We start from the raw sequence: 14,427 nt of genomic DNA on the forward strand, positions 1-14,427 counted from the left end.
CCTGGTCTGTCAAATTGATCAGAATTTGCTGGAAACGTTGATGAACGCCCGACGTCCCGTGAACGGATATTGCGACGCGGCGACCACCGGTCCCAGCGTCGAAATCTGGCCACCATTCAGCACCGACACCCGTGGCGGGCGCGTGTTGAACAGGTTGCTGATTCCGAAGGTGATTTCGAACCGATCGGCAATCTCCTGAGTCAGCGACACATTGTGGTAGAAGGTCGTCGGCGTCGTCAGTTTCGGGCAATAACGGCCGCGCAGCGACGAATCGATGCACGGGTCGCCGCCGTTACGCCGCAGGAAGTCCCCCACGTCCGACGTACCGCCGATGACATTCATCCCGTAATAGAAAGTGAAGCCACCGTTGGTGCGCCAGTTGAGGCGGAAATCCCCTACCCACTTCGGAGAACCCGCTTCGCCGTTGGTCGATGAGACCGGCGAGGTCGGCAGGAGCAGGAAGTCGTCCTTGGTCTGCCAGGTCATATCGGCGGTCAGCGTGACGCGTCCCAGATTGCCGAGATCCTGGCCGACGTTGACTTGGACGTCGATGCCACTGTTCCGCTGGCTCGCGATATTGACGAACTGGTCATAGACCTCGTCAACGGCCAGCGGATCGGCGGTCTGGCCACGCGTAAACAGGTCGCACAGCGGTTCGCTGCCGAAATCCTCCGAATCATAGCAGCCGAACAAGATGTTGGCGGCACCCAGCTGGGTGATTTCGCCCTTCACCTTGATGTCGAAATAATCGACGGCCACGTTCAGCGTGGTATTGGGCAGGAAGCCGAACTTTGGCGTCAATACACCCCCGATGACAAAGGCGCGCGACGTTTCCGAGCGCAACTGGCCGAGGCCACCCTGGGAGAAGGCGGTAGCCGTGATACTGCCACCCGAATAATCGCCAGGAATGCCATCCGCGGCGCAATTGTCGGCGACACGCTGCGTCGTCGTGCCGTCGTCCAGGCCCTGCTGCCACAAGACGCAGGGATCGATCGTCCGGGCGTTCGGGAAGCTGGTTTCATTGGCCAGGAACTGTTCGAACAGCGCCGGAGCGCGGAACGACGTGCCATAGCTGGCGCGGAAACGAAGCAGATCGTTGAGCGCCCAGTTCACGCCCAGCTTGTAAGTGAAGTTGCCGTTGTCGCTGTCGGAAACGCCGTCCGAAGCGCGCGTCGATTTCACGCTGGTGAGGCGACCCGCGGCCGAAAGCGTCAGCTCTTCAAAGAAGGGTTTATTGGCGAGCAGCGGGACGTTGATTTCGCCGAATACTTCCTTGGTCATGCTCTTGCCGGCGGTAATTCCCGAGGTGGAGGCGCCCCAAGCGTTGCCGGCACGGGTGATCTCACCCGGCACGTCGTTGATCCGGTCGCGGCGGCCGTTGATACCGAGCGCAATCCCGACCGGGCCTGCGGGCAATTCGAACAGCGTTCCCGACAAGGTCGCTTCGCCGGTCAACTGGGTATAGACGGTCTTGCCCTCTTCCCAGTCGAACAGGAAAGCAATCTGTTCGGGGGTCATCTCGCCGCGGAGGAAATAGGGATCGGTCCATGGCAGATCGATGCACTGCTTGCCCGACACCGGAAGCGTCGTGCCGACGCACGAGGCCGACTGAAACGAGCCGCTGTCGTAGGCGTCTTGCAAGATCTGCTGCGAGCGATACCGGCCGATGCTCTTGCTGTACTGGCCATAGACTTCCCAATGCCAGTTGTCGTTGGTACCGAAATTGCCCCGCAGACCACCGACACCACGATAATAATCGACCTTCTGGCTGTTGTCGGCCTGGTTGGTGATGCCGGTGGGGCTGAGCAGATTGCGGCCCGTCCAGCCCTCGGCCCAGATGGTCGACGCATAGTTCGAGGTGCCGCCGAAGTTCCAGAACTGGCGCCAGCCGTTCTGATAAGTCTTGCGGCGGTTGAACAGGAATTCGCCGAACACCTCGACGGCGTCCGTCACCTCGTACGACCCTTCCGCATAGGCGGTGATCAGGCTCGTCTTCGGGATGATCGACTGTTCCTCGACGAACGGGTGATAGCTATTCTGCACCGCGAGCGATTCAGTGGTGTATCCGGTCGGGAACCAGCCTGCCGGAACGCCGATATCGCTCGGCGACGTAGGTGTGCCATAGGTTGGAATCCCCAACACCTCGCCCGGATACTGGAACTGGATCTGGTTGACGCCGCTTGGCGCCGTGTCGATGCCCGTGTTGGGTCCGCCGGGACCATCAAGCTGCATGTTGCCTATCCGGTCATAGGTCCAGACGTGACCCCAAGTCAGATCCTCGCACTTGTATTTCCCGGTGCGCGGATCGATCAGATCAGCGCGACTGCCGTCCTCGCGGAATGTATAGGCTTCAGGGCAGGCGAGATAGCTGCGATCGCCGCGCTTCAATTCCTTGACCTTGGTATAGTCGGCCGCAATCAGGAAATGACCGCGGCTGAATGTTTTGCCCCAGATCGCGTTGGCACGATATTCCTCGCCGCCGCTGTCGAACGGAATTGCCGCATTGAGGTTGACTTCAAGCCCATTGGTGTCGGTCTTGGTGATGATGTTCACCACGCCGGCAACCGCGTCCGAACCATAGACCGACGAAGCGCCGGTCTTCAGTATCTGAACATTGTCGGCGATCGAAGCCGGAAGGACGTTGAGGTCGAACGACGAAACCGCGCCGCGCGTCCCCGCCGGACCAGCGCGGCGGCCATTGAGCAGCACCAGCGTGCGGTTGGCGCCGAGACCGCGAAGATCGATCGTCTGCGCACCGGGGCCGCCGTTGGTGACGAAGTTCGAAGAGATTGCCGCCGTGATTTGGGTGGAACCCGATGCGATCGGCGAGCTCTGCAGCGTTGAGGCGAGGTCGAACTTGCCTTCCTTGGCTGCGATCTCCGGGTCGATCACCGAGATCGGGTCCGGGCTGTTGAACGGCGTCACGGTACGGATGCGCGACCCCGTGACGACGATCGATTCGTCGGGGGCGGGTGCCGGTGTGGTGACATCGCTGTCGTCTTGCGTGCTGTCCTCGGTCTGTGCCACGGCCGGCGTAGCGATCATTACCGCAATCGCGGACAGACTTGCCAAGCCCAGATTCCGCCGCAAAGGCGACGGAGCGTCGTTCATCGATTTCATAACAATATTTCCCCGGTTTACAAAGCAAGGCCGCTTTGCCCAATTGGCCCTGTGAAGCGCCGGATCATGTCAGCATCTGAGTGCCGTTAGACCCGCCATGTATCGCAACGTTTCAAAGCATTGCGAACAAGTCAAGCGGGATAAACCTCGGGCCGTCCTTTCGCCTTTGGGTGTGGCCAATCTGCGTCACTGCACTGACGGGGGTGCGGCAAGGTGCCCCGCCGCCGCGGTGACGTCGCTCCGGACGATTGAAACGTTCCTACACTCTCGATAGGGCGAATAAATGTACGCTGAGTGGCAATCTGCAATTCCTCGCCGGATACGACGCCGATGATGTCGTCGTCGGGGGCGTTGTTCGCATTGGGGCTGTTTGCCGCCCTCTGGCTCTTCGCCGGCTTGTGGGCGGTGGGGCGCGGGATTGCGATGCAGCGCCGTTCGGCGTTCGTCGCGGCGCAGACCGAGCGTCTTGCCAGCCTGGTCGACGCATCGCCCTATCTGCCGGTCGTCGTGCGGGGCGATTGGCGGGTCGAGGCGGGCGAACGCCTCGGGCGCTGGCTCGGACTCGGCGGCGGGGTGCGTAATTTCGACGAGCTGTCGGGCGCCGAACAGGGCCTCGACCGGGCCGGGCTCGACGCGTTGCGCCAGGCGATCCTCGGCGCGCAGCGCGGCGCGCGCCCGTTCACGCTCAGCTTGCGGCCCCAGGCGAGCAGCCGCACGATCGTGATCCATGGCGCCCCGGCACCCCAGGCGGTCGGCGGCCCTGGCTGCGTGCTGCTGTGGCTCAGCGACGCGACCGAAGGACAACAGGCGCTTGCCGACATGCGCCACGAGCGCGACGAGGCGATGGGTGCGTTCGACGCGCTTTCGGGATTGATCGAGGCGGCGCCCTTTCCCATGTGGTTTCGCGACACCGACCTGCGGCTCGCCCTCGTCAACCAGGCCTATGTCCGCGCGGTCGAAGCTGCGAGCGCGAATGCCGTGATCGACGGCGGGCTCGAATTGTGCGAGCCGGTCGCGGGTATCGGGGCGTCCGATGCCGCCGATGCCGCGCGCAGCGCCGGTACCGCACAGATGCGGACGATCCCGGTGACGATCGAGGGCGAGCGGCGGATGATGCGCGTCGTCGACGTACCGCTCGCGCCCGTCGGCGGACGGGCCATCGGGGTCGCCGGCTATGCCCTCGATGTGCAGGAACTCGAGAGCGAGCGCGGCGCGCATCGCCGTTTTGCCGATACGCAGCGCGAACTGCTCGATCGCCTGTCGGCCGCGGTGGCACAATTCGGCCCCGATCACGGCCTGGTCTTCGCCAACCAGCCCTTTCGCCGCCTGTTCGAGGTCGAAGCCGACGATGTTACCGACGGCAAGCCCTTGGCGCGGTTGCTCGATGCGTGGCGCGACCGCGGGCGGACGCCGGAAGTGCGTGACTATCCCCAATGGCGCGAAGCGCATGTCGGCTGGTTCGCGCTGGCGCAGGCGAGCGAGGAAGACTGGCTGTTGCGCGACGGCACCCACCTGCGCGTCGTCGCGCAGCCGACCCCTGACGGGGGCCTGTTGCTGATTGCGGAGGATCGCACCGAACAGGTCCAGCTTGCGGGGGCACGCGATACGCTGCTGCGTGTGCGGACCGCGACCTTCGACAATCTGTTCGAAGCGATAGCGGTCTTCGCCCCCGATGGCCGCCTGCACCTGTGGAACCAGCGTTTTCGTCGGCTGTGGGCGGTCGATGAGTCGGCTCTTGCGGCCCATCCGCGCGTCGACGAGCTGATGGGCGGGCTCGCCGACCGGCTCGCAAAGCCCAATCAGGCGAGCATCGTGCAGGAAGTGATCCGCGCCGCGACGCTCGAACGCACCCAGCGCGCCGGCCAGATCCGGTTCGCCGACGGGCGCCATTTCGACTTTGCCGCCATTCCGCTTCCCGACGGCAACGCGCTGCTGATCATGCTCGACGTCACCGATAGCCGCAAGATCGAAGGCGCGCTGCGCGAACGCAACGAGGCGCTCGAAGCCGCCGACAAGGTCAAGACCGCCTTTCTGTCGCGGATGAGCTACGAATTGCGCACGCCGCTGACGTCGATCGGCGGTTTCGGCGAGATGTTGCGCGGTGGCTATGCGGGCAAGCTGACCGACGCTCAGCAACAATATGTCGATGCGATCATGGATTCGGTCGGCGTGCTCTCCCGCCAGATCGACAATGTCCTCGATCTTGCGCAGGGCGAGGCAGGGACGCTCGCGATCGAGCGCGCTCCGGTGGACATCGCCGCGCTGCTGGTCGCCGCGCTCGACGAAGCGCGGCCCTTTGCCGATAGCGAAGGGATCGAGCTGGTCGGCGAACTGGCAGGCACGCTGGGGACGATCGGCGGCGACGCGGCCCGCCTCGGCCGCCTCGTCGCGGGGCTGCTCGACAATGCGATCCGTTATACGGCGCCGCTGCGTCGCAGCGGCGGACGCGTGTTGCTTCATGCGGTAGGCGACGCCGGCGGGGTGGAGATCATCGTGTCCGACAATGGCCCCGGCCTGCCCGACACGGTGGCCGCGGTGACGCGGGGGCGGCAGGCGGGCACGACAAGCGGCGGCATCGGCCTTGCGCTCGCGCGGCAACTGGTCGCCGCGCATGGCGGGACGATGGAGGTGATCAGCGAGAAGGGGCAGGGGACGCTGGTTCGTGTCGGCCTGCCGCGCAGCGGATGAGCGAGGTTCGCCTTCCCTACGACCTCGCCGCCGCCGAAGGCCTTGGCGCCGCGATCGGCGGGGCGCTCGTGCCCGGCGACGTCGTCCTGTTGTCGGGCGATCTCGGCGCCGGCAAGACGACGCTGGCGCGCGCGATGCTGAAGGCGCGCGGGTTGCCCGGCGAAGCGCCGAGCCCGACGTTCGCGATCGTCCAGCCCTATGCGCCGCCCGAGGTCGATTTGCCCATCGCGCATGTCGATCTCTTTCGGATCGAGAGCGCCGACGAACTGATCGAGCTGGGGCTAGACGACTATCGTTACGACGGCGCTCTATTGATCGAATGGCCCGAGCGGCTGGGGGGCGAGGGCTGGCCCGATGCGCTGACGCTCGCCATTTCGGGAGGCGGCGACGCGCGCGTCTTGACAGCGACGGTGCCGCCCGCTTGGGAAGCGCGATGGCCGCTCCGATGATTCCGCCCGACCATGCGCCCGCCTTTCTGGCCGCGCACGGCTGGGGCGACGCGCAAATCCTGCCGCTTGCCGGCGATGCGTCGTTCCGCCGCTATTTCCGCGTGACGGCGCCGGGGCGGCAGGCGGTGCTGATGGACGCGCCGCCGCCGCACGAGGATCCGCGCCCGTTCATCGCGGTCGCCGAGTGGCTCGGCGGCTGCGGGCTCAGCGCGCCGCGGATCCTGGCGCGCGATCTCGATCGCGGATTGCTGTTGATCGAAGATTTCGGCGACGTGCGGCTACGCGAGACGCTCGACGCGCGTCCGGAGGCAGAGGCCGATTTCTACGCCGGCGTCACCGATCTGCTCGTTCACCTGCACGCGCGGCCGCCGATGGCGGGGCTACCCGTGCACGGGCTGGACCAGTGGCTCGACGAGGTGATGCTCTTCCCCGACTGGTATGGCCCCGCGGTGGGGCTGGAGGTCGACCGCGACGCCTTTCGCGCGGCGTGGGCGGAGGCGCTCGCCCCGATCGAAGCCGACGGGCTGCCGCGCGTGACGGTGCTGCGCGACTATCACGCCGAGAATATCATGCTCGTCGCGGGACGCGAGGGCGTGGGGCATTTTGGCCTGCTCGATTTCCAGGACGCGCTCGTCGGCCACCCCGCCTATGACCTCGCCTCGGTTCTCGAGGACGCGCGCCGCGACGTCTCGCCGGCGGTCGAGGCGGCGATGCTCGATCGCTATGTCGCCGCGACCGGGCAGGGCGAGGCGTTTCGGACCGCCTATTGGGCGCTCGCCGCGCAGCGCAACACGCGCATCCTGGGCGTCTTCGTGCGGTTGTGGAAGCGCGACGGCAAGCATGGCTATCGCCGTTTTCAGCCGCGCATGTGGGGGCTGCTCCAACGCGATCTCGCGCATCCCGCGCTTGTCCCCGTTCGGCAATGGTTCGACGCCAATGTGCCCGCTGAAAAGCGGGCGGAGGCGTGGTTGGAGCGGGGCATATGAGCGCGAGGATCGACAGCGCGATGGTGATGGCGGCCGGACTCGGCAAGCGGATGCGTCCGCTGACCGCGACACGGCCCAAGCCGCTGGTGCGCGTCGCGGGCAAAGCGCTCATCGACCACAGCCTCGACCGGATCGAGGCGGCGGGGATCGGCCATGTCGTCGTCAACGTCCATTATCTCGCCGACGCATTGGAAGCGCATCTGGCGGCGCAGCGGCGGCCGTTCACGATCGCGATTTCGGATGAGCGGACGCGGCTTCTCGAAACCGGCGGCGGGATGGTCAAGGCGCTGCCGCTGCTCACCGGCGACCCGATCCTGATCGTCAACAGCGACAATATCTGGACTGACGGGCCACAGGACAGCATCGCGAACCTCGCGCGCCACTGGGACGGCGAGCGCATGGACGCGCTGCTGCTCGTCATCCGGCAGGCGAGCGCAACCGGGCATCGCGGCAAGGGCGATTTTCACATGGATGCGGCGGGACGGCTGTCGCGGCGGCGGCCCGGGCGCGTCGCGCCCTTCGTCTATACCGGCGTCCAGCTCGTATCGCGCCGCTTTCTGGACGGGGCGCCCGACGGACCCTTTTCGACCAACATCCTGTGGGACCGCGCGATCGACGCCGGGCGACTCTACGGCGTCGCGCATATGGGGCAGTGGTTCGACGTCGGGACGCCTGCCAGCATCGCGCCGACCGAAGCCGCGCTCATCGATGGGTGATGCAAAACCCTCGATCTTTTCGATTCCGGTCCACCGGGCCTTCGCCGACGCGCTCGTCGCAGGGCTTGTCGAACGCTTCGACGATGGCGCGTTGGGGCTCGCGCATGGGCTGATCCTGCTGCCCAGCAATCGGGCGCGCAGTGCGGTACAGGCGGCGTTCGTGCGCGCGGGCGGCGCCGGGCTGCTGATGCCGCGGCTTGCGGTGATCGGCGACGCCGATCTCGACGAATCGGTCGCGCTCGCGCTCGATGCGATCGGAGACGCCGATCCGGTTCCGCCCGCGATCGAGCCGTTGCACCGGCGGCTGTTGCTGGCCGATCTGATCGAACGCCACACGCCCGACGGCGAAGCGCCGATCCGCGGAGCCGCGGCGTTCCAGCTGGCCGACGGGCTCGCCCGCGTCATCGACCAGCTCTATTACGAAGAGGTGCGCGTCCGCGCGCTCACCGACCTCGACCTCGGGGCGTTCGCCGCCCATTGGCAGGCATCGCTCGGGCGGCTGCGCCTGCTCGTCGACCATTGGCCGGCGCTGCTCGCGCAGACGGGCAGCATCGATCGCGCCGACCGCCGCAACCGGCTGCTCGATCGGGTGAATGCGGGATGGCGTGCAGCGCCGCCAGCGCGCTTTACCGTCGCGGCGGGCATCACCACCGCGGCTCCGGCGATCGCCCGCCTGCTGCGTGTCGTCGCCGATATCGATCGGGGGATGGTGGTGCTGCCGGGTCTCGACCAAGTGATGACGGCGGAGGAATGGGAGGTCCTGGGACCGACCGGACCCGATCCGGAGACCTCTGTCAGGCCGCTGGAAACGCACCCGCAATATCATCTCAAACTCTTGCTCGACCGGATGGGCGTGCACCGCGACGAGGTGCGGGTGTGGGACGGGGAATCGCCCTTCGATGGCCCACAGGCCCGTACGCCCTTTGCGTCGCTGCTCTTCGCCCCCGCCGACTATACGGCGCAATGGCAGGCGGCGGGCGAACTGGCGGCAGCGACCGCCGGCATGGCGGGCGCCGTGTTCGCCGACGATGGGCAGGAGGCGCAGGGCATTGCCCTGTTGATGCGCGAGGCGATCGAGACCCCTGGGCGCACCGCGGCGCTGGTCACACCCGACCGCGCGCTTGCCGAACGTGTAGCGGCGGCGCTCACCCGCTGGGGCATCCGGGTCGACGACAGCGCGGGACAACCGCTTTCGCGCACGCCGCCGGGCGCGCTGTTGCTCCTGCTTGCCAAGCTGGCGGCCGATTTCGATCCCGTCGCCCTTCTGTCGCTGCTGGCGCATCCGCTCGTTCGCAGGGGAGCAGGCCGGACGCCCTGGCTCGATCAGGTGCGACGGCTCGACCTGCTCCTGCGCGAACCCGGCCTCGAACCCGGATGGCGGGGCGTCCGGGCTCGGATCGCGGAGCGCGCGGCCGACCCCAGGGCGCGGGGGCACGGTCTTGCGGCCTTGGTTCAGCCCTGGTGGACCGAGGTGTCGGATGCACTCGAAACGGCGCTTGCACCCTTCGCGGCGGAGCAGGCGCCTCCCGCAACGCTGCTGGACGCCCTGCAGGCGGCGTTGGAAGCCTTGGCGGCGGAGGCCGTGTGGGCCGGTCCCGACGGCCGGATGCTCGCAGGACTGTTCGACCAGTGGGCGCTCGCGCGAGGTGACGGGCCGGCGCTCGTCGACCCCGGCGACTTCCCCGCGATGCTGGGGCAATTGCTCGCTCAGGCGAGCGTCCGTCCGCCCTATGGCGGCCATCCGCGCTTGTTCATCTGGGGCCTGCTCGAGGCGCGGCTCCAGCGCGCCGACCTGATGATTCTCGGCGGGCTCGACGAAGGGCGCTGGCCCGCCGCCACGCAGCCCGACCCCTGGCTTGCGCCGGGCATTCGCCGGCTGCTCGGCCTGCCCGCGCCCGAGCGGCAACAGGGGATGGCGGCGCACGACTTTGCCGGCGCGCTCAGCGCGAGCGAGATCGTCATCACGCGGGCGCAGCGCAGCGGCGGCGATCCGGCGGTCGCCTCGCGCTTCTGGCTGCGGCTGACCGCGCTCGCGGGCGACCTTGCCGAACCGGCGCCGGGCGGCGTGCCGATCACCCGCCTCGCGGCGATGCTCGACGCGCCGCCCGGCGATCCGCAACCGGCCGCGCGGCCATCGCCCCGTCCCCCGGCGGCCGATCGTCCGCGCCGGATCAGCGTCACTGCCGTCGACCGTCTCGCCCGCGATCCCTATGGCTATTATGCGAGCCAATTGCTCGGCCTGTCGGCGCTCGACCCGTTGAGCGCGGCCCCCGACCCGCGCTGGCGCGGCACGCGCCTTCACAAGCTGTTCGAGGATTGGGTGCGTGGCGGCGCGACGCCCGCCGGGTTCGAGGCCGAACTCGACGCGCTGCGCGGCGATCCGGCGCTCGACGCGATCGCGCGCGCCTTCTGGCTTCCGCGGATCGAGCCGGCGCTGCGCTGGGCTGCGGCGCAGGTCCACGATGCCGAAGGGCGCAAGCCGCTCGGGGTCGAGGTGCGCGGGGAAACGGTCGCGAGCGGTGTCACCCTCTATGGCAAGGCCGACCGCGTGGACCGCGACGCAGACGGCCGACTCGCGATCGTCGACTATAAATCGGGCGGCGCGCCGAGCCCGAAGGCGGCGTATGAGAAGCTCGACAACCAGCTAGGCCTCCTGGGCCTGATCGCACAGCGCGGCGGGATGGAGGGCATCGACGCCGCCGATGTCGCCGCGCTCGAATATTGGAGCCTGCGTCCCGATCGCCGCGCAGGCGGCGCCGGCAAAATCTCGAACAGCTATGGTCCGCGCAGCGGGCTCAAGAGCGCCGAGGCGGCGATCGACCATGCCGCCGACGCGCTCGCCGACCTCGCCGCGCGCTATCTGCTCGGCGACGCGCCCTTCGGCCCAGGCGAGGCCGCGGGCTATGGCGATTACGACCAACTGATGCGCCGCGACGAATGGTTCGGGCGCGGGGAGGGCGGATAATGGCCGCGCCGCACAAGCGCCTCGACGACCTCGACCCGCGGCAGGGCGCCGCCGCCGACCCCGAAAGCCATGTCTGGCTCGGTGCGTCGGCGGGAACGGGCAAGACGCAGGTGCTCTCGGCGCGTGTGCTGCGGTTGATGCTCGAAGGCGTCGATCCGCAAGCGATCCTCTGTATCACCTTTACGAAGGCGGGGGCCGCCGAAATGGCGCACCGCATCCACGAACGGCTCGCGGCGTGGGTGCGGATCGACGACGGCGACTTGCGGCTCGACCTGCGCGCGCTGGGGCTCGAATGGGATCGGCCCGGACTGATGCGCCGCGCCCGGTCGCTGTTCGCGACGGTGATCGACAGCCCCGGCGGGGCGATCCGCGTCCAGACGATCCATGCCTTTTGCCAGACATTGCTCGCGAGTTTTCCCCTGGAAGCAAAGTTGCTCCCCGGCTTTCGCGCCATCGAAGAGGATGAGGCGGGGGCGCTGCAGCGGCAGGTGCTGGGCGAGCTTCTGGAAGGCGATGCCGAGCGGGCGGTGCTGCGCGAGGCCGCCGCCATGCTATCGCGCCGGCTTGGTCCCGATGCGGCGCTTTCCTTCCTGTCGAGCTGCGCCGCGGTCTTCGGCGGGCCGGCCGCGGCCCTTCGGCCACGCGCGCACGACCTGCGCGAGGCATTCGCGCTGCCGACCGGCGATCCCGAAGCCTGGCTGGTCGAGGCGATCGCGGACGGCGCGATCGCCGACGCCGATATCAGGTCGGTCGCGGAGAGCGGCGCCAACTGGGGCACCAAGACCGGGCTGGCCTGCAACGATGTGATGATCGGCTGGCTGATCGCCGATGCGCCGGCGCGCGCGGCGATGCTGGGCGAACTGCTCGGCTGTTTCCTGACCGGCAAGGGCGATCTGCGCGCCGATTATGCCGGCGAGAAGGGCAAGATGAAGGACTGCCTCGACCATGCGGTGCGGATCGTAGAGGCGGGGCAGCGCCTGCTCGGCACCGCGACCGCGATGCGCGTCGCCGACGATCTGGCGGCGGCATGGCATCTCGGCAGCCGGTTCGCCGAAGCCTATGCGCTCGCCAAGCGCGAGGCGGGGCTCGCCGATTTCGACGATCTGATCACCCTCGCGGGATCGCTGCTGCGCGTCAGCCATTTCGGCGAATGGGTCCGCTTCAAGCTCGACCAGCGCACCGACCATATCCTCGTCGACGAGGCGCAGGACACCAATATGCGCCAGTGGGGCATCGTCCTGTCGCTCGCCGAAGAATTTTTCGCGGGCGCGCCGGAGGATGCAGAGCGCGTCCGCACCCTGTTCACTGTCGGCGACCGCAAACAGGCGATCTTCGGCTTCCAGGGCACCGAGCCCAAGGCGTTCGCCACCGCGCGCGACATGTTTCAGGCCCTGGGTGCGCGTGCGGAACAGGCATTTCGTCAGGTCGATCTCGTCTCCAACTATCGCTCGACCCCCGCGGTGCTCGCGGTCGCCGATGCGTGGCTCGCGGCGGGCGGCACCGCTGCGATGGGGCTCGATGGCGACGAACCGCCGCACCGCCCCTTCCGCACCGCGCATGCCGGACAGGTCGAACTGTGGGCGCCGCTCCCCGTCGGCAAGGCGCTCGATGCCGAGGCCGAGGAGGGGGACGGCGACGAGGGTGGCGACGGCAGCGCCCCCGCCTCCGACCCCGCCTCGATGCGCCTTGCCCGCGCGATCGCCGACGAGGTCAAGGATTGGACGCTGCACGGCAAGGACGGCCGGCCGGTCGCGCCGGGCGACATCATGATCCTCGTGCGCCGCCGCCGCGACCTGGCGGCGCGGATCGTCGCGCGGTTGCAGGCGCTCCATATCCCCGTCGCCGGCGTCGACCGCTTCGCGCTGACCCAGCCGCTCGCCGTGCAGGACCTGATGGCGGCGATGCGCTTCGCGGTCCAGCCGCTCGACGACCTCAACCTCGCTGCTCTGCTTGTTTCGCCCCTGATCGGATGGACGCAGGATGAGCTGTACGACCGGACGCATGCCCGCGGCCGCGCGGCGATCTGGGAGCATCTGCGCGCGACAGAGGGCGACATGCCGCCCGCGACGATGGCGGCGCTGCGCCAGTTGCTCGGCATGGCTGATTTCACCACGCCGTTCCGCTTCCTCGAAACCCTGTTGTCGGGACCGATCGACGGGCGGCGCAAACTCTATGCGCGGCTGGGGCGCGAGGCGCGCGACCCGATCGACGAATTGCTGAACCAGGCGCTCGCCTTCGAAACGCGCGAAGCGGTATCGCTGCTCGGTTTCCTGACCGCGGTGTCGGGCAGCGCCGCCGACATCAAGCGCCAGACCGAGGCGCGCAGCGATGTCGTGCGCGTGATGACCGTCCACGGATCGAAGGGCTTGCAGGCGCCGATCGTCATCCTTGCCGACGCGACCGACGATGCCGGCATGGGCCATCGCCCGTTCAGCATCGACGTCGCGGGGTGGGAGAAGCTGCCGGTCTTTGCGGTCGCCGCGGACGAGCGGCACGGCAAGCTCGCCGAGGCCTATCAAAAGGCGGCCGCCGCCGCCGCCGAAGAGCATTGGCGGCTTTTCTATGTCGCGATGACGCGCGCCGAGGAGATCCTTGTCGTCGCGGGCGTGACGAAGACCGCCGACCGGACCGTGCCCGACGCGAGCTGGCACGCCGCGGCCGACCGCGTGCTGGCGGACCTTGGCGCCGATTGGGAAGAGGCGGGGTCGCATTGGGGCCGCCGCCGCGTTCACCGGGCCAATCCGGGCAAGTGGGCAAGGATCGACAAGGCGGCGAAGCTGACGCCGCCGCCCGTGGCATTTCCCGCATGGGCGCACGCCCCCGCGCCCGAGGAGGCCCGCCCGCCGCGCCCGCTCGCACCGTCGGCGCTCGGCGAAGACGACGTCGCGGTGCCGCCTCAGGGCGGCGCGCGCGCCGATGCGGTGACGCGCGGATTGCTGCTCCACGCCCTGTTCGAACGGCTGCCGCCGGTCGCGTCCGACAAGCGGCGCGAGGCGGCGCTGCGCTGGCTGGCGGTGCAGGCGCCGGCGCTGGATGCGCGCGCGCGCGACGCGATGGCGGATGAAGTCCTGGCGGTTCTGGGCGATCCCGCGCACGCGACGCTGTTCGGTCCCGGCAGCCTGGCCGAAGTGCCGCTGTCGGCGGTCGTCGACGGCATGGTCGTCGCCGGTATCGTCGATCGATTGTTGGTCACCGAAGATGTCGTGACGGTGATCGACTACAAGACCGGTCGCCATATTCCGGAAACCTTTGCCGACGTCGCGCCCGCCTATCTGCGCCAGATGGCGGCCTACACGGGGGCGCTTGGCGTGATCTTCCCGGGGCGGCACATCGCATCGGCGCTTCTCTATACCGCGGCGCCGAAGCTGCTATGGCTCGACGATGCGATTCTCGACGCGCACAAGCCCGCCTTGACGGCCGCGAAGGCGAATTTGCCGCGCGAGCCTCTTGAGCCGGGGGCGCCGACTGCCTAGCTTGAACCCAAGAGGGATTTCAGGAGTCAG

General features: G+C 68.2%; 7 protein-coding genes. 6 read left to right on the top strand and 1 reads right to left on the bottom strand.

The genetic code is table 11. The features are described 5' to 3' along the window. Positions 1-18: 18 nt before the first annotated feature. On the bottom strand, positions 19-3,072 hold the full coding sequence (locus tag AC58D2_RS06285) for a TonB-dependent receptor domain-containing protein (RefSeq protein ID WP_497388385.1): 3,054 nt from the start codon (positions 3,070-3,072) through the stop codon (positions 19-21). A 378-nt stretch (positions 3,073-3,450) separates the two neighbouring features. Here AC58D2_RS06285 and AC58D2_RS06290 point away from each other — a divergent pair, with 378 nt between their 5' ends. The 6 genes from AC58D2_RS06290 to addA are packed head-to-tail and all read left to right on the top strand — an operon-like array spanning position 3,451 to position 14,397. Further along, positions 3,451-5,808 (top strand): sensor histidine kinase, encoded by a 2,358-nt coding sequence (locus AC58D2_RS06290; protein ID WP_497388588.1) that lies wholly within the window; start codon positions 3,451-3,453, stop codon positions 5,806-5,808. Next, entirely contained in the window at positions 5,805-6,257 is a 453-nt protein-coding gene (tsaE, locus tag AC58D2_RS06295) for a tRNA (adenosine(37)-N6)-threonylcarbamoyltransferase complex ATPase subunit type 1 TsaE (RefSeq protein ID WP_497388387.1), read from the top strand. The genes AC58D2_RS06290 and tsaE overlap by 4 nt, the downstream gene beginning before the upstream one ends. Then, positions 6,242-7,243 carry an aminoglycoside phosphotransferase family protein gene (locus tag AC58D2_RS06300; protein WP_497388389.1) on the top strand — a complete coding sequence of 334 codons (1,002 nt, stop codon included), beginning with the start codon at positions 6,242-6,244 and terminating at the stop codon, positions 7,241-7,243. The genes tsaE and AC58D2_RS06300 overlap by 16 nt, the downstream gene beginning before the upstream one ends. Continuing rightward, positions 7,240-7,959 carry a nucleotidyltransferase family protein gene (locus tag AC58D2_RS06305; protein WP_497388391.1) on the top strand — a complete coding sequence of 240 codons (720 nt, stop codon included), beginning with the start codon at positions 7,240-7,242 and terminating at the stop codon, positions 7,957-7,959. Before AC58D2_RS06300 ends, AC58D2_RS06305 begins: the two co-directional genes overlap by 4 nt. Beyond that, a complete protein-coding gene (gene addB, locus AC58D2_RS06310) occupies positions 7,952-10,924 on the top strand; it encodes a double-strand break repair protein AddB (protein WP_497388393.1) in 2,973 nt (990 codons plus the stop codon). The genes AC58D2_RS06305 and addB overlap by 8 nt, the downstream gene beginning before the upstream one ends. After that, entirely contained in the window at positions 10,924-14,397 is a 3,474-nt protein-coding gene (gene addA / locus AC58D2_RS06315) for a double-strand break repair helicase AddA (RefSeq protein WP_497388395.1), read from the top strand. The genes addB and addA overlap by 1 nt, the downstream gene beginning before the upstream one ends. The last annotated feature ends 30 nt before the right edge of the window (positions 14,398-14,427 follow it).

The organism is Sphingopyxis sp. CR5 (assembly GCF_059693785.1).

Coding starts and splice junctions, on each gene's coding strand:
- tsaE (WP_497388387.1), top strand. CDS start 5,805: ATGAGCGAGGTTCGCCTTCCCTACGACCTCGCCGCCGCCGAAGGCCTT.
- AC58D2_RS06300 (WP_497388389.1), top strand. CDS start 6,242: ATGGCCGCTCCGATGATTCCGCCCGACCATGCGCCCGCCTTTCTGGCC.
- AC58D2_RS06305 (WP_497388391.1), top strand. CDS start 7,240: ATGAGCGCGAGGATCGACAGCGCGATGGTGATGGCGGCCGGACTCGGC.
- addB (WP_497388393.1), top strand. CDS start 7,952: ATGGGTGATGCAAAACCCTCGATCTTTTCGATTCCGGTCCACCGGGCC.
- addA (WP_497388395.1), top strand. CDS start 10,924: ATGGCCGCGCCGCACAAGCGCCTCGACGACCTCGACCCGCGGCAGGGC.
- AC58D2_RS06290 (WP_497388588.1), top strand. CDS start 3,451: ATGATGTCGTCGTCGGGGGCGTTGTTCGCATTGGGGCTGTTTGCCGCC.